This is a genomic window from Pediococcus sp., from assembly GCF_003533255.1.
GTDB classification, from domain to species: Bacteria; Bacillota; Bacilli; order Lactobacillales; family Lactobacillaceae; genus Pediococcus; species Pediococcus parvulus.
In genome coordinates, this window is record NZ_DOEM01000026.1 from 20573 (window position 1) to 39844 (window position 19272).

Consider the following 19272-nt stretch of genomic DNA (forward strand, 5'->3'; position numbering starts at 1 on the left):
TGTGCATTATAAAAGATCTGAGTGTGACTTTATCATACCAGATCTTTCATTTTTATTAACAATCTGCGCAAAGAAATCTTTAATTATGCACAATATGATAACGACAGAGTGCCAAAATAGGTTTTAACACGTTCGATCTATTCAATTAAAGTTAATTTATGCAGCCTTTCCAATCACACCAAGTGCTGAAAGAATAACGGCAACAATAATGACAATAAAGATCGCTCGGGTCGAAGTCATCCGTTTTCTTCCTAATAACCAATAAATACCACCGACAATCAAAGCTGGAATAAGTTTTGGCATAATCATATCGATTTGGCTTTGGAAATTAACTGTCATTTTGCCTAGGTGAGCTACCCAAACAATTTGTGTATTAACCATAGTTGCAGCTAAAGCACCCACAACGTAAACCCCAAGTAACGTTGCTGCATCGGTTAAGGCACTTAGTTGTCCTTGCATGGAAGTAACTAAATTGACCCCTTGTTTATAAGCAAAACGTAACTGAATCCACCGGAACCACATAATCACAAAGTTAACTGCCATCCATAAGAAGGCACCGACTGCATTACCTTGGGTAGCCATATTGGCTGCAATAGCTCCCATAATAGCCGGAACCAATGCGGCAAACAGTGAATCACCAATTGCAGCGAAAGGACCCATTAGTCCGGCTTTTAAACCAGCAACCGTTTCTAATGATTTATAACCTTCACGCTCTTCAACGGCTAAATCAATTCCTTGAATAATCGTATTAAAGAAGTTACTAGTATTAAAGAATTGGTTTTGCATTTTCATGATACCCTTTAATTCAGGGGTATGATCCCCATACATTTTACGTAATTGTGGCATCATAATGTAGAGATAACCGGATCCCTGCATCCGTTCGTAGTTCCAACCTACTTGGTTAAAAAACAAGCTCCGAACATTAATTTGACGAAAATCTTTCGTCGTTAATTTATAAGTTACCTTTGGTGTTTCCTTAGATTTCGTCTCCATGAATTTCACCATCCTGTTCTTGTGTGTCTTGTGTTTCGGTTACTTTATTCGTGCTTTCAACACCGTTCTCTTTTTCAGTACTTCGTTTGTATTCAAGTAAGGCAAATGCAAATCCGATTAAGGCAATGGCTAACATTGACAAACTAGCAAATGTTGTTGTGAATTTAGTGTCAATTCCTGCAACAGTTGTTCCCAACAAACTAATATTTCCATACAATGTGGAGAATAGCGCGGTAATAATAAAGCCAAGAATTAAGTATGGGAAATGCTTCTTTACTGGTAAGTAATGAAGCAAAATTGCAAATCCAACGGCCGGTAACAAAGCCCCAGCAGTTGCAAGACCATTACTCAACCAAGCTAAGTTGGCATTCATGTACGAAACAGCCGTTCGAACGAATGGACCACCAAATGCTAAAGCTAGAAAAACTGGAATTCCACGGGAAAGTGTCCAAGGAAGATAGCCATAAAGGTAGTTTCGTTCAATCCCTTTGTAATTCTCTGTGTCAACCATCTTATCTACACGGTGCTGGAAGAAGGTGTTGGCAAAACGTGCGACAATATCGGTTTGAATCATCAAACTAGCAACTGGAACACCTAAAGCTGCAACCGCAACTTGTGGATCCATCCCAGCACCAATTGCGAAGGCAGTCGCCATAACTGTACCTGAGTTCGCATCGATCTTTGATGCACCACCAAAGGTCCCAACTCCCAAAACAGTTAACTGCAAACTACCACCAATAATCAATCCAGTTTTGACATCCCCCATAACTAAACCAGCAATTAATCCGGCCCAAACAGGTTGACTCAAACTGGTCTGCAATGTTAATTCATCCATGATTTGATACATGGAATAAATCGTTAAGACAATCACTTGCCATAAAGCAATACTCGTGCCCATAACTGAATCCTCCCCTATTTCTTCGGCTTAAACTTTTTCAAAATTTCCATAAAGTCTTGCGCATTATCGCCGGGAACCATTTGTGAAGTTACTTTGATTCCCTTTTCATGCAACGCGTTAAATGCGTCGACATCTGATTGAACCACATTAATTGAGTTTGTTAATTGCGTTGTATCATCTGTTTGTGACATGTTACCAACATTGATCGTGTCTAATTTGACGCCATCATTAACTAAATCCAATAGAATTTGTGGTCGTTTAACGACAATAAAAACTTTTTGTGAATCGTAACCACCACGTTTAATGTGTTCAGCGGCCGTCTTTTCAGGTAAAACACTCAAATCAATTCCTGTTGGGCGAGCCAATTTCAACCCAGATTTTTCAATGTCACTGGCAGCAACCTTGTCATCAATAACCATGATCCGAGAAACACCTAATTTTGTTGTCCATAGGTTTGCTACCTGGCCGTGAATTAACCTACCGTCAATTCGTACTGCTGTAATTGCCATTATCCATCACTCCCATAGCTTTAATAAAAATAAAATAATTGAAGAAATATTCAATCAATTCAGGTGCGCACCTGAATAACATCAACTGGTACCAACCACCTATAATAATAAAGCGTTTTCAATAAAATTCAACAAAAGGTTTTTAAATTTTACTAAACTTCTGCTTCTAGCAAAATGGTCTCCAATCCTTTTAGAGAATAATCAATTGTACCAATCCCATTAGTGTCCCATGAGCAGTGAATCGAAACATCCTTTAGATCTGAACCATTCTTTGCATGCAAAATCCAGTGTGTAAATTGGTATTGTTCTGCTAAATGTAGTTTTATTTTAGGCTGATCATCAATTGTGAAGTTTGAAAGATATACTTTAAACCCAATTTTTTGTTCTGTGACCAGTTTGACACCTGGCATTTCAACAGCAAAACTAACTTGGGTGTGTCTCTCTAAAAAGTGTTTGAATAGGCCTTCCTTAATTGAATAATACTGGGACTCCCAACCATACTTGGGATCCGTGTTCATGGGTAAGATAAAAGTACGCTCATTGATCACAGTCATCATCGGCCCGAGACACTTATGATATTCATTGTAAGCATTTGAGATAACCTCAAGTTGGGCATCCTCGGCGTACGCTAGCTGCAAGTAATCACCAGTATGCCGTAACATGGTAATTCGGGGATTTTCAATTCCATCAATTGTTTGTCCATTAGCCTGTTCAAACGACTGATAACCTGTGCGAGCCTGATACCATTCACCTTCATCAACACTCAATAATGTTTTCGCCAACTTGCGGTCGAGAAGGACCTGCACACATTCGCCATCCAAAAATACCGTATTGTCTTTTAACAATTGACTGATTTGCTCGTTATTTAAATTACGTAAAAATTGACCACTTATTGCGATTGTTTGGTCATGATACTGGGTTTTACGTGCATCTGATTGAGGAAAACTGGCAATCCCTAAACTACCAAATAAGGATAGCCAGTTGGTCTCATTGGGTAACAATTCTTCAGGATCTTTTCCCTGACTCGTATGGATTGTTTGCGCAGAATTTTGATCCATCAGCACCATGACGCCACTGAGCTGTGCCCGATTTAATCGTGTCTTTGAATCACTGACATGGTTTAGCCACGTTTTAGAATCAGACAACATCTGTGCATAGTGATAGCTTTCATCAATTCCGTTTCCCATCATGTCAAACAAGTTCAAAAAGATTCCCGATGCGCCAATTAAAACCGTGCTTTCCAGCTGAAATTGCATAAACCGATTGGATTTAGCGAATGGCGAATACATATAATTTTCCAATTCTGGATAAAATTCACTTTGTGGACTATTAGACACAAACGCAGCTGTAGTTCTGGTAAACACTTCAAAATCGCGACTATATTTCAATGGTGATACTTCGTTATAGGCCGGCAAATGGGGACGATTTACCCGCGGATGCGCACCACTGAATGCGTTAAAAAGACCGGACCAATCACGATCCTCTATAGCGTGCCAGTTAGGAAAAGAGCTCATTAACCCAATTTTGGTCCGTGGCGAAACGCGGCGGACAGCCTCAGCAATCTTTTTTGCAACCTGGATCATTTCTTGTTGGGCCGTCTCCAAATAAACCAATCTTTCCTGGGTTGGTTTTCCTTTCTGCAAAGCAAGCTTGATAAACTCTTTTCGGCTTAAATCTTTGCCAAGCTTTTGATTATAAATTTGCATGTGCCGATCGCAAAAACAGCCAAGCTTTAAGGGTGTGTGGTTATAATGGCGAAAATCATCTTCTACCCAAAGCATATTAGGTTGAATGCTAGCGAACTGGCGATAACAATCGGCAATATAGTTCTGCCAAATGGGGTCGCCAGGACAAGCAATGGATTCAGCTTTTTTTCCTTGATAATCAACCATTGTGCTGAAACCAAGTTTCGGATTTATCTTGCGGCCCCGATCGCTATGCATCAGTGTGGTCCATGGATTCAGACTGGTTGTGATCCCCAACTTTTTTAGGCTTAAACTTACGGATTGAATGGTTTTGAGCCAAACCCGATTCTGTTTTTCATCTAAATGGCTTTGATTTAATTCCTCTGGATTTATAAAAAAGGCCACATCATCAATGCGACCTTTCTTACAGAAATCCAGCAACTTTGCTTCTTTTTTAGCATCCCAACTTTCGGGATCAAGCGTAAAACGAAGTGAATACTTAAAATTTGCTGTCATTTCATGTCCTCATTATTCATTTAATTTAGCGTTAACGTCGATCACACCGGCTTTAGCCTCGTTCATCATCACTGATTTGTCAAAGCCATCCCCCATCATCATTTGGTTGGCATAGTTAATAACCATTGGCAAGTTTAAACCACTAACCACTTGTAAATCTGGATGAGCGGCAATTAAACGAACAACCACGTTAGAAGGGGTTCCACCTAACAGATCAACAATAACCACAACCGGTTCTTGATTTGGATTATCTGCAATAATTTTTTCGGCAGCTGCTTGTAAATCTTCTGGGCCTTGATTAGGCTGCAATCCAATTGCTGCCGCACCACTAATTGGTCCCAAAATCATCTCCGCACTTCTTAACGTTTCAATCGCCATATTGCCGTGACTCATTAATAATAATTTCATTCTAAGCACATCTCCTAATTAGTTTAGTAAACTTTTTTATTTTTACAATTTATATTTTACACACATTTTTAGCTTTGTAAGCCCTTGCAAAAAATCACTTGTGAAAGCCTAAAGATTCTCATATACTTAAATGGTTATAAAAATGAGGTGATTTTATCGCAACGATTAATGATATTGCCAAGTTAGCTGGCGTTTCCAAATCAACTGTTTCACGAGTTTTAAATGGTGACCAGACCCTTTCAGTGAGCCAAAGTACTCAAAAAAATATTTTTGAAGCAGCCGAACAGCTTTCTTACGACAAATACAAAACAAAACACAAAACCAACGGAACTATTGCAGTCGTACTTTCCTATAAAGAATCCGAAGAATTGTATGATGCTTACTTCATGTCATTACGCATTGCAATTGATAATCGCTTAACGGACAGTAATTATCGTTTTAAACATTTTTTCCAAGGTGACTATGACGCTAAGAAACTTGAAGCTCAATCCTATATTGGCATCATTGCAGTTGGCTTTTTTGGTAAGAAAACCATTCAGATTTTAAAAGGCTTACAAAAACCAATTGTGTTTGTAAGCACTGACACCCTCTTAGATAATTTGGACTGTGTCGTTACCGATTTCACCTCTTCCGTAGCCAGAACCACTAATCACCTATTAGATAAGGGAATTAGTGAAATCGGTATTTTGGTGGCCAAACGTTCCCATCATCATTTGATCACCTATGAAAATGATCCCCAACGGTTCTTAGCAAAGAGTTTCCTAGAATGTGAAGAAGTCTTTAATCCGGACTACTTCTTTATCGCCGAAGAATACACGGCTGAGTCCGGCTATCAAGCAATGCAAGAAATTATCCATACTCTAGGTTCAAAGTTACCTAAGGCCTTCTTAATCGGCTCAGATGCGATTGCAATTGGCGCAATGCGAGCTCTATCTGAACAAAGAATTACAATTCCAGAGCAAGTATCAATTATTGGCTTTAATGATATTACATCTGCCAAATACGTAAATCCAAGTTTAAGTACGGTTCATATTTCTCGATATGGCATGGCAAAAGCCGCGTTTAACCTTTTAAATGAACAATTTCAAAAACGTGATATGGTACCACGTAAAGTGACCATTGGCACTTCACTAATTATCCGTAAGAGTAGCGTTTAAAAATAAGCAAGAATAGCAAAAAACGCATTAGATTCTGAGCATAGCATGTTCAAAATCTAATGCGCTTTTTTAACTCTTGTTTTTGCTAACCCGTTTCAGTTGACGAACCGTTCTTTTTCCTGGAATAATGGCAACAGGATAACCATTTCGTTACAGAACTGCACGCAGACACATTACCCAAGGAGGCATGTACCCATGTATTCACAGAAACGCAAAGATGTTGTCAAACAGCTTGAAACTTCACGTCATGATGGTTTGACAACTGAATCGGTAGAGGCCAGATTAACTAAATATGGCCCCAACAAAATACAGCAAGAAAAACATGAGTCCGCTTTAAAAGTTTATTTACAGTCTTTAACAGAACCGATCATCATCATTCTTTGGATCGCAATTGGACTGACTTTAATCAGTGCAAGCTATGATTTTTTTGCGAAGAACGATCCTGCCCATGCACTTTCCTCAGTTTATGAAGGAATTGTGATTTTGATTGTCATTTTGATCAATTCTGGTCTAACTTACTGGCAAAAGTTAAGTGCGAAAAAATCATTAGACGCTTTAAGTTCGGCTTCCCAACATCAAGCAAACGTCTTACGCGACCAAAGCTGGCAAAAAATTGACGCAAGCCAACTTGTCCCCGGTGACATTGTCGATGTTAAAATGGGAGACTTCATCGAAGCTGATCTCCGGTGGCTTTCAGTGAATGAACTTCAAGTTAATGAATCTCATTTAACTGGTGAATCTGATGCCGTTGAAAAAGACTCCAAAGTCCTTCCTAAAAATACCGACCTCGCCGACCGAACTAACATGGGCTTTTCGGGATCAACCGTTGTTAACGGAAGTGGTCTGGGTGTCGTAACCGCAACCGGTACCCACACAGAACTCGGAAAAATTGCCGATCTGCTCCAACAAAACAAAACACAAAAAACGCCGATCGAACAAAATATTACTCAGTTGACCAAGCGTTTAATGGTTGCCGCAATTGGGGTTGTGGTGATTGCGATCACCTATGATTTAGTAAAAGAATACCTTAATACCGGTACAATTCCTATTACAGCTTTGATGGATAGTGTTTCTGGGGCCATCGCGTTAGCCGTTGCAGCTATCCCGGATTCCATGCCGGTCGTCCTTTCTATTGTTTTAACAATCGGTGCACGGGTGCTAGCTCGTAATCGGGGTTTAATAAAGTCCCTTAGTAGTGTTGAAACCTTAGGAGCCACAACCCTTATAGCTTCTGATAAAACCGGTACCCTCACAAAAAATGAAATGACAGTTACCCGTTTTTTTGCAAATGGGATTAATTTCGCGGTGGATGGTAATGGTTATGATCCAGTTGGTGAAATCACCTCGATTGAAGATGGTGAAATAGGCCAAGAATCAGATTATATTCCTTTTATCAAAGGTGCGATTTTGGATAATGAATCTCAAATCCAACGCAATGAGAAAGGTCACTACGAGCCATTAGGCAACCCAACCGATGTTTCCTTAGTGGTTCTGGGTCATAAAGCTAAAATTTCACGTGCCAATCTACTCAGTCAAACAGGCGATCAAGATTATGATATTCTGCGTGTTTTCCCGTTTGAAAGTGAACGTAAAATGATGAGCACAGTCGTTAAAATTGGTAATAACTATAAATTATTTACTAAAGGTGCTCCCGATGTCATTATGCAACACACAACCGACGTCATTTTGGACAGCAAATCTGTTCCAATCAAGGAAGCTCAAGCAACCTTAGAAGACCAGGTTTTAAACTATGCGAATGATGCGCTGCGCACCATTGCTGTGGCTGGTAGGACTTTAACCAAAGAAGAAGCCCTTAATGCCACACAAACGGAACTGGAAGATCAACTCACCTTCCTTGGGATTGCAGGTATTATTGATCCTCCACGACCAGAAGTTCGAAAATCAATTGCGACCTTGCATAAAGCCTCTGTTGAAGTTGTTATGATTACCGGCGATCATCCAGCAACTGCTCGCGCTATTGCCTATCGTCTTGGTATTATCAAGGACAAACAAGCTCGCGTCATTGAAGGGCAAGAATTAGAAAAAATGTCTGATGAGCAACTATTTGAAGTGGTCCCAAACATTCGGGTTTATGCGCGCGTTTCACCAGAACATAAACAACGAATTATTAATGCTCTGCAAAAACACGATCAAGTTGTCGCTATGACTGGTGATGGCGTGAATGATGCACCAGCCTTACGTGCTGCAGACATTGGCATTGCGATGGGAATCAACGGTACCGAAGTCACTAAAGACTCCGCTGATCTCATTTTACTGGATGATCAATTTACCACAATTGAAAACTCAGTCGCTGCTGGGCGGACCATTTTTGCAAACATTAAAAATTTCATGCGTCAGGAACTCACTACTAACGTTGCGGAAGTCCTGTCAATTTTGTTGGGCACGTTTTTCATAACCCATTCAATTGGCCACATTTCCGAATTAACTCCCACTCTAACTGCAATCATGGTGCTGTGGGTTAATATGATCAGTGATTCCCTGCCATCATTTGCACTGGGTTACGATGATGCTGAACACGATGTCATGGCTGTAAAACCACGTAATGTCCATGAATCCCTGTTGGCTAATCACCTGTTATCAAGAGTGATGATTCGCGGCGTGGTAATGGGGTTGTCCGTTTTTATTGCCTTCTATTGGGCCGCTAAATCTGGCATGCAGGTCAATGAAGCACAAACCGTGGCATTCTTAACCCTAGTTTTTGGTCAATTATGGCATGTGTTTGACGCTCGAAGTACCCACACATTATTCCGCCGAAATCCATTCAGTAACCCCTATTTATTGGCCGCTGTATTGTTTGCAGGAATCTCCTCACTGGCAATTACGATGCTTCCATTTTTCAACACATTTATGGGGACCAGTATGCTTAACTGGCAAATCTACATCGCAGTGATTTTCTTACCCGCGATCCCGACCCTAGTGCTGTCTGGTCTAAAAGAACTTTTTAAAATCAAAATATGGTAAAAAAAACGAGGTCAGGCAAAAATTATGTCTTTGCCTGACCTCGTATTTGTATTTAGATAAGTGGTTTCAACCCTGCATCTGTTGCTCGTTTGCGATAAGTATCTAACTCATCTTCACTAGCACGAACAAAATGTTCAGGGGTGATTTCTACCATTTGGCGCTTCTTACCATCAAACTCTGGTGTTGAATCGTAAACAACCTGACGGCGATTACGTTCAAACTCAGGATCTGGCTGAGGAACAGCCGAAACCAAACTCTCCGTGTAAAGATGAAGTGGATTGTTATAGACTTCTTCAGCAGGTCCAATTTCAAGTAATTTACCATAATGCATAACACCAATTCGATCACTGATATATTTAACCATTGATAAATCATGTGCAATGAACAAGTAAGTTAACCCTTTTTGTTCTTGCAATTCCTTCATCAAGTTAACAACCTGAGCCTGAATGGAAACATCCAAAGCAGAGATTGGTTCATCAGCAATGATGAAATCAGGTTGAACCGCTAACGCTCGGGCAATTCCGATCCGTTGACGCTGACCACCAGAAAACTCATTTGGATAACGACTAGAGTGATCCCGGTTCAAACCAACAGTTTCAAGCAAATCTTCTACCTGGTTAGTTCGGTCTTTATCATTTTTAGCTAAATGATGAATATCAATTCCTTCTGCCACAATATCCTTAACCTTCATACGAGGATTTAAGGAAGCATATGGATCTTGGAAAATCATTTGCATTTCACGACGAAAGGCCATCATATCAGATTTACTCTTCAATGAAGCCACATCACGACCATTAAATAAGACCTGACCATCAGTAGGATCCAACAAACGGATAATGGCACGACCAGTAGTGGTTTTACCTGAACCAGATTCACCAACCAACCCGAAAGTTTCACCTTTGTAGATATCAAAGGAAACATCATCAACGGCACGTACTTCATCTTTTTTTCCAACATTAAAGTATTGCTTTAAATGTTTTACTTCTAGAATTTTTTCTCGTGTATCCATGATTAGCCTCCTTTACTCGCCAATTGCGTCATCATCATCGGTTCCAAAAGTTGTATTACCTGTGGAATGAATATGACCTTGGTTGATCGTACCTTCCTGTAATCGCTCCTTGTAAACCTCTTGACGACGTTTAATTTCTACTGGAGGCTCAACATGTGGTGCATCTGGATGCAAGAGCCAAGTTGCTGCATAATGCGTATCCGAAACTTTGAAAAATGGTGGTTCTTTTTCTTCATCAATTTTCATAGCATAAGGATTACGAGCAGCGAATGGGTCACCTGCTGGTGGATCCAACAAATCTGGAGGTGTTCCTGGAATAGATTCCAGTTTTCCTTTGGCAGTATCCAAGGTAGGCATTGAGTTTAGTAGGCCCCATGTGTATGGATGTTGGGGATTATAGAAGATTTCATCAACCGTCCCATATTCCACAATTTTTCCAGCATACATAACAGCTACACGATCAGCCATACCGGCAACAACCCCTAAATCATGGGTAATAAAGATAATTGAAGTCGAAATTTTTTCCTGCAATTCCTTCATTAAATCCAAGATTTGAGCCTGAATCGTCACATCCAAAGCAGTAGTAGGTTCATCAGCAATCAGAATTTCTGGGTAACAGACAAGCGCAATCGCAATCACGATTCGCTGACGCATACCACCTGAAAATTGATGCGGATAATCATTAATTCGTTCTTCAGCATTAGTGATCCCAACTAACTTAAGCATTTCAAGAGCTTGTTTGTTAGCTTTTTCACGACTATAGCCTTTATGAATACGTAATGGTTCGGCAATCTGTTTACCGATTCTCATTGTGGGATCCAATGAAGTCATGGGGTCCTGGAAAATTTCCGCAATATCTTTCCCACGAATATCTTCCAATTCTTTTTGGGACATTTTTAAAATGTCTTTCCCACGAAACTTCACAGTACCTTCAACCACTTCAGCATTGTTGGCTAGTAATCCCATAACTGTTTTGGTGGTAACTGTTTTACCAGAACCAGACTCGCCAACGATCGCTAAAGTCTCTCCTTTTTTCAAATGGAAAGAAACGTCACGAATCGCCTTAACCGTACCTGCATAGGTATGGAAGTCAATGGTTAAGTCTTTTACTTCCAGAATATTTTCATCTGCATTTTCCATTGTATCTTCCTCCTATCTACGAGCTGTCCGAGGGTCAAACGCATCACGCAAACCATCGGCGAGAATATTAAACGCAATCATAATAATTGAAAGCATAATCGCGGGGTACCACATTTGATATGGTAAGAACTGGAAGTTCTTTTGACCATCACTAATCAACGTTCCTAGCGAAGCAGTTGGAGCCTGAATACCAATCCCAATATAACTTAGGAAAGCTTCGAAGAAAATAGCTGATGGAATGGTGAACATTGTTTGAATAATAATGACACTTGAAAGGTTGGGCAATAAATGTTTGACCGCAATTTTAAAGGTTGATTCACCTAGCGTTCGTGCCGCTAACACATACTCTTGTGACTTTAACTGTAGCGTTTGTGCACGTGTGAGTCGGGCCATTGTGGTCCACCCATTAAAGGCGATTGCCAAAATAATTGGTAACATACCACCCTTTAAAACAAGCATTAACAAGACCATGATAACAATATTTGGTACAGATGAAATAACTTCAATAATCCGTTGCAGGATAATATCCGTTATCCCACCTTTCCAGGCCGAGACAACCCCGTACCCAACACCCACAATCAAATCAATTAGGGTAGCAAATAAACCGATTAATAATGAAACCAAAGTCCCTCGTAAAATACGTTCTGCAAGAGAACGACCTAAGTAGTCAGTTCCCAAAGTATAATGAATTTTACTTGGCACATTATTTTGTTTGTAGGCATCAACTCGCTTACCGGCAACCATTGTCGTTCCGTTCAAACCGTTAATATTCACACCAGGAATCTTAGGTGGTAAATTAGCGTAGTTTGGATGAGACACATTTGGGTGTGAAGCTGTAATCGGTGAAGTAAAGGCAATTAACCCAATTACAACAAGGATCCATAAACAAACGTAAGAAGCCTTATTTTGACGAAGACGCCGCCAAGCATCCTGAATAAAAGTCCGAGAAGGGGCAACAATTTTTTCATCATCTAGTTCATCTTTTTTGGAAACCGGCTCAAATGCGTCCGGTGCTAAGTTCATTTTTTCTTCCATTTATTTATTCCCCTTTCCCAGTAATTCGGATTCGTGGATCAATAATTCCATAAACCAAATCAGTTAAAAGCAAGATCGCACATAGCAATGCTGAATAGAGCAATGTCACACCCATGATGGTTGGATAATCATTAACCAAGATAGACTTAACAAACTGTTCACCAATACCAGGTACAGAGAAGATGTTTTCAACAACCATGGAACCAGTCATGATAGCAGCTGTCAAAGGACCGATAACTGTAACCAATGGAATTAAACTGTTTCGTAACGCATGGTGCCAAACAATTCCCATTCGACTGAGACCTTTTGCACGAGCAAGTTCAATATAGTCGCTCCCCAAAACATCGACCATTTCTGTTCGAACAAATCGTGAAGTTTCAGCAAATGGTGAAGCCGCAAGGGCTAACGTTGGTAACACCGTGTATGAGAAACCGCCCCAATCAGCAATTGGGAAAAGCTGTAACTTCAGTCCTAAATAGTACTGAAGTAAAATAGCTAACACGAAACTTGGGATTGAAATTCCTAAAATAGAAATAAATGTTGAAGTTCCATCAATCCATGTGTTTTTACGGATGGCACTCAATGAGCCAACCACGATTCCGACAACGACACCAACTACCATTGCTTGACCACCTAACTGCATGGATGGTCCAATTCGGCTTGAGATCAAATAAGATACAGGTTGATCACTAAATTGGAATGATAATCCGAAGTTACCGTGAGCAGCATCTAGGATATAACTTACATATTGCTGCCAAACCGGCTTATTCAAACCGTAATGCTCATAAATCACTTTGATTTGTTGTGGTGTTAGTTTTGCCTGGTTATTCAACGGTGTTCCGGGCATCAGCTTCATTAAGAAGAAGGTGATACTTGCAATCAAAAACAGCGTTAAAGCCAGATAAAAGATTCGTCTTGCTAAATATCTTGCCATTTATATTCCTCCCTATCTTTTCCTATCTCAAACCAACATTGCCTTTATAACAAAGGGGTAAGAGTCAGCAGTTACGCGAACCCTTACCCTTCGTCCAAAATTAACGCTTAATTTTATGCCGCATTATTTTGTCAGATTCAAATTCTTGTAGTCAAAGTTAACACCGGCACTGTTATAGACAACACCTTTTAACTTAGAACTCCAAAGCTGTGATTGTGCTTGCTGGAAGACTGGTGCAATTCCTTGTTCGTTCATCAAAATCTTTTCTGCCTTAACCATGTCATCCCAACGCTTCTCAGGATTAGTAGAATCGGTAGTATTTGAAGCCTTGATCAACTTATCATATTGTTTGTTGCTGAAACCACCGCTGTTTTGAGCGTTTCCGGTAACAAATAACTGTAAGAAGGAAATTGGATCAGAGAAATCAGCACCCCAAGCAGAAAGAACAACATCAAACTTACCATCTGATGAGTTTGTCAAACGGGTCTTGAATGGCATGTTTTGAAGACTAACTTTCACATTTGGTAATTTTCCAATTTGTGACTGGAGGTATTCAGTGATTTGCTTAGTAGAAGCTGTATCATCACCAAGAAGTGTAAATGACAAGCTTGACTTGCCCTCTTCTTTAAGTCCTTCAGCCATTAATTTCTTAGCTTCTGTCAGGTTTTGGTTAACTGCTGATTTGACTTCTGCTTCAGAAGCGAAATCTTCGCCAGTCTTAGGATTACTTGCTAAACCAGTTGAAACAAGGCCTTTAGGATTACCAGAACCATCAGCTAAAACTTTGCTAGTCAACTGTTTACGGTTGATTGTCATGGAAATAGCTTTTCGGATCTTAGCATTACGGAATACTTTTTCTTTCTTCATATTGTATTGAAGATAGAACATTGAGGATTGCTTACGCAAAACGTAATCTTTGTTGTTCTTGTATTGGGCAACTTGGTTACCAGTGATGTTTGCAACGTCAAGTTTTTTACTATTGTAAAGATTCAAACCAGTGCTGGCATCTTTTACAACTTGGTAATTGATGGTATCCATCTTGACATCTTTTTTATCCCAGTAATTGTTGTTTTTAACAAGTTTCCAACTCAAGTTAGTTCCTGTCCAACCAGTTTGCTTGTATGGACCATCGTAGACGAGCTTATCAGATGATGTTCCGTACTTAGAACCATACTTTTCAACAACTTTTTGGTCCTGTGGATAGAATGTTGGGAAGCCCATCAACAACTTGAAGTAAGGGATTGGGCGATCTAAGCTAACAACCAGCTTGTAGTTGCCATCTGCTTTAATGCCCAATGTCTTATAGCTTGCTTTACCAGCAGCAATCTTGTCGGCATTTTTGATTCCTGAGAATAAGTAAGCATATTCGGAAGCTGTCTTTGGATTGACTGTCCGTTGCCAAGCATAAACAAAATCTTTGGCAGTTACAGGATCGCCATTGCTCCACTTAGCATCTTTACGAATTGTAAAGGTCCAAGTCTTGCCATCCTTTGATTCTTTCGTACTCGTAGCAAGTGCATTGTTGACTTTACTTTTAGCACCTAATCGGTAAAGTCCTTCTTGCGTATTGCCTAACTGAGTAAACCCAACAACATCTGTAACCTTCGACTGATCCATAGTAGCAATTTCAGCACTTTCTTCAAAGTTAACTGATTTTTTTGACGAACTACTATTCTTGGATCCACACGCAGCTAGTACGAATGTTGAAGCTAGCGCGACCGCCCCAACCTTCACAGCTGATCTGACATTCATAATTTTTCCAACCCCTTTGTGAAATCTTAACTGACTTCATTGTATGTACTTTCTTAACAAAAGTTGTTCTCATTATATATTAGAAGAAGATTAAATTCAATTGCTTGTTCTAATTATATTAAGAATAACGGACCTTTTTGCCAATAATTGTCCATCATGAAAGCTTGTTATCTTTGAATGTATGCGCTTTTTGTTACATTTTTAAAATTGCTCATTTTCACCTCATGAAATTTCTTATAAAGTTGAAACTTTCGGCAATTTTACCCACACAATTCTTAGAGAGATCACATCTAGGAAAAATTAAGGAGAAGAGCGACTAAAAGCACGCCCTTCCCCTCAGTTTTTTAATTAAGTTGTTAATTTGAACTATTCTGTAAGATTAAGACCAGAGTAATCGAAGTTAATACCAGCACTATTGTAAACTTCACCCTTCAACTTCGTGTTCCACAATTGTGAAGCAGCCTGTTGATAAATTGGTACGATACCTTGTTCTTGCATCAAGATCTTTTCAGCTTTAACCATATCGTCCCAACGCTTTTCTTCGTTGTTGGCATCAGTTGTGCTTGAAGCCTTGATCAACTTATCGTATTCCTTGTTACTCCAACTTCCGTTATTGTTTGAATTTCCAGTAACAAAGAGTTGCAAGAAGGAAATTGGATCAGCGAAGTCAGCACCCCAACCAGTAACTACAGCATCGAATTTACCATTTGTCGAGTTTGTCAAACGCGTCTTGAATGGAATGTTTTGAACAGTAACTTTGACGTTGCTACCCAATTTTTCGATTTGTGATTGTAAGAACTCGTTGGTTGCTTTCCCAGCAGGTGTATCATCTGCCATTAAAGTAAACTTAAGGCTAGACATCCCCTCTTCTTTCAAACCTTCCTTTAATAACTTCTTAGCTTGAGTGAGGTTTTGGGTAACAGCCGATTTAACTTGTGCTTCTTTAGCAAAATCTTGACCTGTCTTAGGGTTCTCAGCTAATCCAGCTGAAACGTAACCCAAAGGATTTTGTGACCCATCAGCTAGCACTTTAGATGTTAACTGATTACGGTCAATTGACATTGAAACAGCTTGACGAATCTTCTTGTTCTTAAAGTAGCTCCGTTTTTCATTCAATTGGAGGTAGAATGTTGAAGCTTCTTTACGTAACTTGTAAGCTTTGTTGTTTTTGTATTGGGCAACTTGGCTACCAGTAATCGTTGTTACGTCAAGTTTCTTACTATTATATAAGTTCAAAGCAGTTGATGAATCTTTAACTACTTGATAATTAATAGTGTCCATCTTGATGTTCTTCTTGTTCCAGTACTGAGGGTTTTTCACTAACTTCCATTTCAAGTTAGTTCCGGTCCAACCAACAGACTTGTATGGTCCGTTATAAACCAGCTTGTTTGAAGCTGTCCCGTATTTTGAACCATATTTTTCAACAGCTTTTTGGTTTTGTGGGAAAAAGAGTGCAAATCCCATCAATAACTTAAAGTAAGGTACTGGACGATCAAGGGTAACCGTTAATTTGTAATCACCATCGGCTTTGATCCCCAATGTCTTGTAATTAGCTTTACCTGCTGCAATCTTGTCAGCATTCTTGATGCCAGAGAACAAATAAGCATACTCGGAAGCAGTCTTAGGATTTACAGTACGTTGCCAAGAATAAACGAAATCTTTAGCGGTAACTTTATCCCCATTACTCCATTTAGCATTCTTGCGTAATGTAAATGTGTAAGTCTTTTTATCTTTGGAAACAACTGTCTTTGTTGCTAATGCATTGTGAACGGAACTGTTTTTACCTAAACGATAAAGTCCTTCTTCAGTATTGGCTAACTGAGTTAAACCAATTGTGTCGGTTACTTTAGAGGTATCCATAGTAGGAATTTCAGATGCCACCATAAAGTTTACAGATTGTTTCTTTGCACTATCGCTTGTTTTAGATCCACAAGCGGCTAATACAAAAGTTGAAGCTAACGCAACCGCGCCAAGCTTAACTGCGGATTTGATTTGCATACACTAACACTCCTTTTCCAATTAACTACTTAACATCATTTTTACTTTCGTTCTCAAAAGTTGTTATCATTGTACATTAAAACAAGATTAAACGCAACTAAGAATCTCTAATTTTATTTAATTGATTTTTAATTCACAAATAATAGCAACTATTACTGTTCCTGAACCTACTCTACGTCACACTCAATTACTAATGAAGCGGTTCATATTTTCTTATGAAAATTTTTTCTAGTTGATTAATATCTTATTTTCATAGTTAAACAGTTTCATAAGTTCAACCGGGTTAGGCAATTCACTCATCTTCGTTTAATCTATATTAAACTAATTTACCGGTTATATTTTCGAAAAATCAAAGTTGAAAATTAACAAGATTTTCCACTAAAAAAGGTTATCAAAACCTTTTACAGTTTCAATAACCTTAAAAATTATTTTTTTATTAACCTATTTTACATAAAGTTTCGAGTAATCAAAGTTGTTACCAGCAGTGTTGTAAATAACACCCTTAACTTTGCTGCTCCACAATTGTGACGTTGCTTGTTGATAAATTGGGACAATTGCTTGATCGTTCATCAAGATCTTTTCAGCTTTAACCATATCACTCCAACGTTTTGTAGGATTTGTGGCATCAGTGGTGTTAGAAGCCTTGATCAACTTGTCGTACTCTTTATTGCTCCAGTCGCCGTTGTTTTGAGCGTTGCCTGTTACAAATAATTGTAAGAATGAAATTGGATCAGAGAAATCAGCGCCCCAACCAGTAACAACGGCATCAAACTTACCATTGCTAGAATCTGTTAAACGAGTCTTAAATGGAATGTTTTGAACGGTAACCTTAACATTGCTACCCAATTTTTCGATTTGTGACTGCAAGAACTCGTTGGTTGTCTTACCAGCAGGTGTATCATCAGCCATCAAAGTAAACTTAAGACTAGACATACCCTCTTCTTTCAAGCCTTCCTTTAATAACTTCTTAGCTTCAGTCAAGTTCTGCGTAACCGCTGATTTAACTTCGGCCTCTTTGGCAAAGTCTTGACCAGTCTTAGGATTCTTAGCTAAATCAGTTGAAACATAACCTAAAGGATTTTGCGAACCATCTGCCAAAACTTTAGATGTTAACTGATTACGATCAATTGACATTGAAACAGCCTGGCGAATCTTTTTGTTCTTAAAGAACTTGTCTTTCTTTTGGTTCAACTGGAGATAGAATGTGGAAGCTTCCTTACGAAGAACGTAATTCTTGTTGTTCTTATACTGAGCAACTTGGCTACCAGTGATAGTTGTCACATCAAGTTTCTTACTATTGTAAAGGTTTAATGCAGTGGAGGAATCCTTCACAACTTGATAATTGATGGTGTCCATCTTAACGTTCTTCTTATTCCAGTACTGCGGGTTTTTAACAAGTTTCCATTTCAAGTTTGTTCCAGTCCAACCAACTTGTTTGTATGGACCATCATAAACTAACTTGTTAGAAGCAGTTCCGTATTTAGAACCGTACTTTTCAACAACTTTTTGATCTTGTGGGAAGAAAATACAAAAGCCCATTAATAACTTAAAGTATGGAATTGGTCGATCCAAAGTAACCGTCAACTTGTACTTACCATCAGCTTTAATTCCTAAGGTCTTGTAATTAGCCTTTCCTGCTGAAATCTTATCAGCATTCTTAATTCCTGAGAACAAGTATGCATATTCAGAAGCAGTCTTTGGATTAACTGTTCGCTGCCATGAATAAACAAAATCTTGAGCGGTAACTTTGTCGCCATTACTCCACTTTGCATTTTTACGAAGTGTAAATGTCCAAGTTTTACCGTCTTTAGATTCTTTCGTGCTCGTTGCTAAAGCATTATGTACAGAACTGTTTTTACCCAGACGATAAATTCCCTCTTCAGAGTTGGACAATTGTGTCATCCCAACAACATCAGTAACTTTCGATGTATCCATAGTTGGAATTTCAGATGATTCCATAAAGTTTACTGTTGATTTCTTGGCACTACTTGTTTTAGATCCACAGGCAGCTAATACAAAAGTCGAAGCTAACGCAACTGCTCCTAGCTTAACAGCCGATTTTACTTTCATAACCTATTACCCCTTTTATTTATATATATGTACATATGTACTTCTTCTCAAAAGCCGACCTCATTATAGGTTAAACGAATATTAAATACAATAGAATTTACTAATTTATTTTTAATAATATTAACGTGTCTCTATTTTTTCTCGTCAAATTGCTGGCAACCCAGTTTTCATAAAAAAGGGCTCTCT

Annotated in this window: 14 protein-coding genes; 2 read left to right on the top strand and 12 right to left on the bottom strand. The window is 39.1% G+C overall.

Annotated elements, in window-relative coordinates; genetic code table 11:
- Positions 1-156 precede the first annotated feature (156 nt).
- From DD627_RS06160 to DD627_RS06180, 5 genes are all read right to left on the bottom strand, one after another.
- Positions 157-993, bottom strand: coding sequence for a PTS system mannose/fructose/sorbose family transporter subunit IID (locus tag DD627_RS06160; protein WP_260274507.1), 837 nt, complete (start codon positions 991-993; stop codon positions 157-159).
- Positions 977-1891, bottom strand: a complete 915-nt coding sequence (locus tag DD627_RS06165; RefSeq protein ID WP_260274508.1) for a PTS mannose/fructose/sorbose/N-acetylgalactosamine transporter subunit IIC — start codon at positions 1889-1891, stop codon at positions 977-979. The genes DD627_RS06160 and DD627_RS06165 overlap by 17 nt, the downstream gene beginning before the upstream one ends.
- Before the next feature lie 14 nt (positions 1892-1905).
- Entirely contained in the window at positions 1906-2400 is a 495-nt protein-coding gene (locus tag DD627_RS06170) for a PTS sugar transporter subunit IIB (protein WP_260274509.1), read from the bottom strand.
- Positions 2401-2552: 152 nt separating this feature from the next.
- Positions 2553-4601 carry a hypothetical protein gene (locus tag DD627_RS06175; protein ID WP_260274510.1) on the bottom strand — a complete coding sequence of 683 codons (2049 nt, stop codon included), beginning with the start codon at positions 4599-4601 and terminating at the stop codon, positions 2553-2555.
- A 12-nt stretch (positions 4602-4613) separates the two neighbouring features.
- Entirely contained in the window at positions 4614-5009 is a 396-nt protein-coding gene (locus DD627_RS06180; RefSeq protein ID WP_260267015.1) for a PTS sugar transporter subunit IIA, read from the bottom strand.
- Between the two features lie 173 nt (positions 5010-5182).
- Between DD627_RS06180 and DD627_RS06185 the strand changes: the two genes are divergently transcribed.
- Positions 5183-6166, top strand: coding sequence for a LacI family DNA-binding transcriptional regulator (locus tag DD627_RS06185; protein WP_260267042.1), 984 nt, complete (start codon positions 5183-5185; stop codon positions 6164-6166).
- 195 nt (positions 6167-6361) lie between these two features.
- Complete coding sequence (locus DD627_RS06190; RefSeq protein ID WP_260274511.1) at positions 6362-9148, top strand: cation-translocating P-type ATPase; 2787 nt, start codon at positions 6362-6364, stop codon at positions 9146-9148.
- A gap of 52 nt (positions 9149-9200) precedes the next feature.
- On the opposite strand, the gene DD627_RS06195 is transcribed toward DD627_RS06190, so the two are convergent.
- The 7 genes from DD627_RS06195 to DD627_RS06225 all read right to left on the bottom strand — a co-directional run bounded on the left by DD627_RS06195 (position 9201) and on the right by DD627_RS06225 (position 19086).
- Positions 9201-10160, bottom strand: a complete 960-nt coding sequence (locus tag DD627_RS06195; protein ID WP_147206709.1) for an ABC transporter ATP-binding protein — start codon at positions 10158-10160, stop codon at positions 9201-9203.
- Between the two features lie 9 nt (positions 10161-10169).
- A complete protein-coding gene (locus DD627_RS06200; protein WP_057784953.1) occupies positions 10170-11297 on the bottom strand; it encodes an ABC transporter ATP-binding protein in 1128 nt (375 codons plus the stop codon).
- 12 nt (positions 11298-11309) lie between these two features.
- Positions 11310-12332: an ABC transporter permease gene (locus DD627_RS06205; protein WP_057784952.1), complete on the bottom strand. Its 1023-nt coding sequence runs from the start codon at positions 12330-12332 to the stop codon at positions 11310-11312.
- A 4-nt stretch (positions 12333-12336) separates the two neighbouring features.
- Positions 12337-13266 carry an oligopeptide ABC transporter permease gene (gene opp3b / locus DD627_RS06210; protein ID WP_260267012.1) on the bottom strand — a complete coding sequence of 310 codons (930 nt, stop codon included), beginning with the start codon at positions 13264-13266 and terminating at the stop codon, positions 12337-12339.
- Between the two features lie 123 nt (positions 13267-13389).
- Positions 13390-15018 carry a peptide ABC transporter substrate-binding protein gene (locus DD627_RS06215; protein WP_260274512.1) on the bottom strand — a complete coding sequence of 543 codons (1629 nt, stop codon included), beginning with the start codon at positions 15016-15018 and terminating at the stop codon, positions 13390-13392.
- Between the two features lie 366 nt (positions 15019-15384).
- Positions 15385-17016, bottom strand: coding sequence for a peptide ABC transporter substrate-binding protein (locus tag DD627_RS06220; RefSeq protein ID WP_260267010.1), 1632 nt, complete (start codon positions 17014-17016; stop codon positions 15385-15387).
- A gap of 441 nt (positions 17017-17457) precedes the next feature.
- The gene (locus DD627_RS06225; protein ID WP_260274513.1) at positions 17458-19086 is read right to left on the bottom strand and encodes a peptide ABC transporter substrate-binding protein; all 1629 of its coding nucleotides are present in this window, start codon (positions 19084-19086) and stop codon (positions 17458-17460) included.
- Positions 19087-19272: the final 186 nt, after the last annotated feature.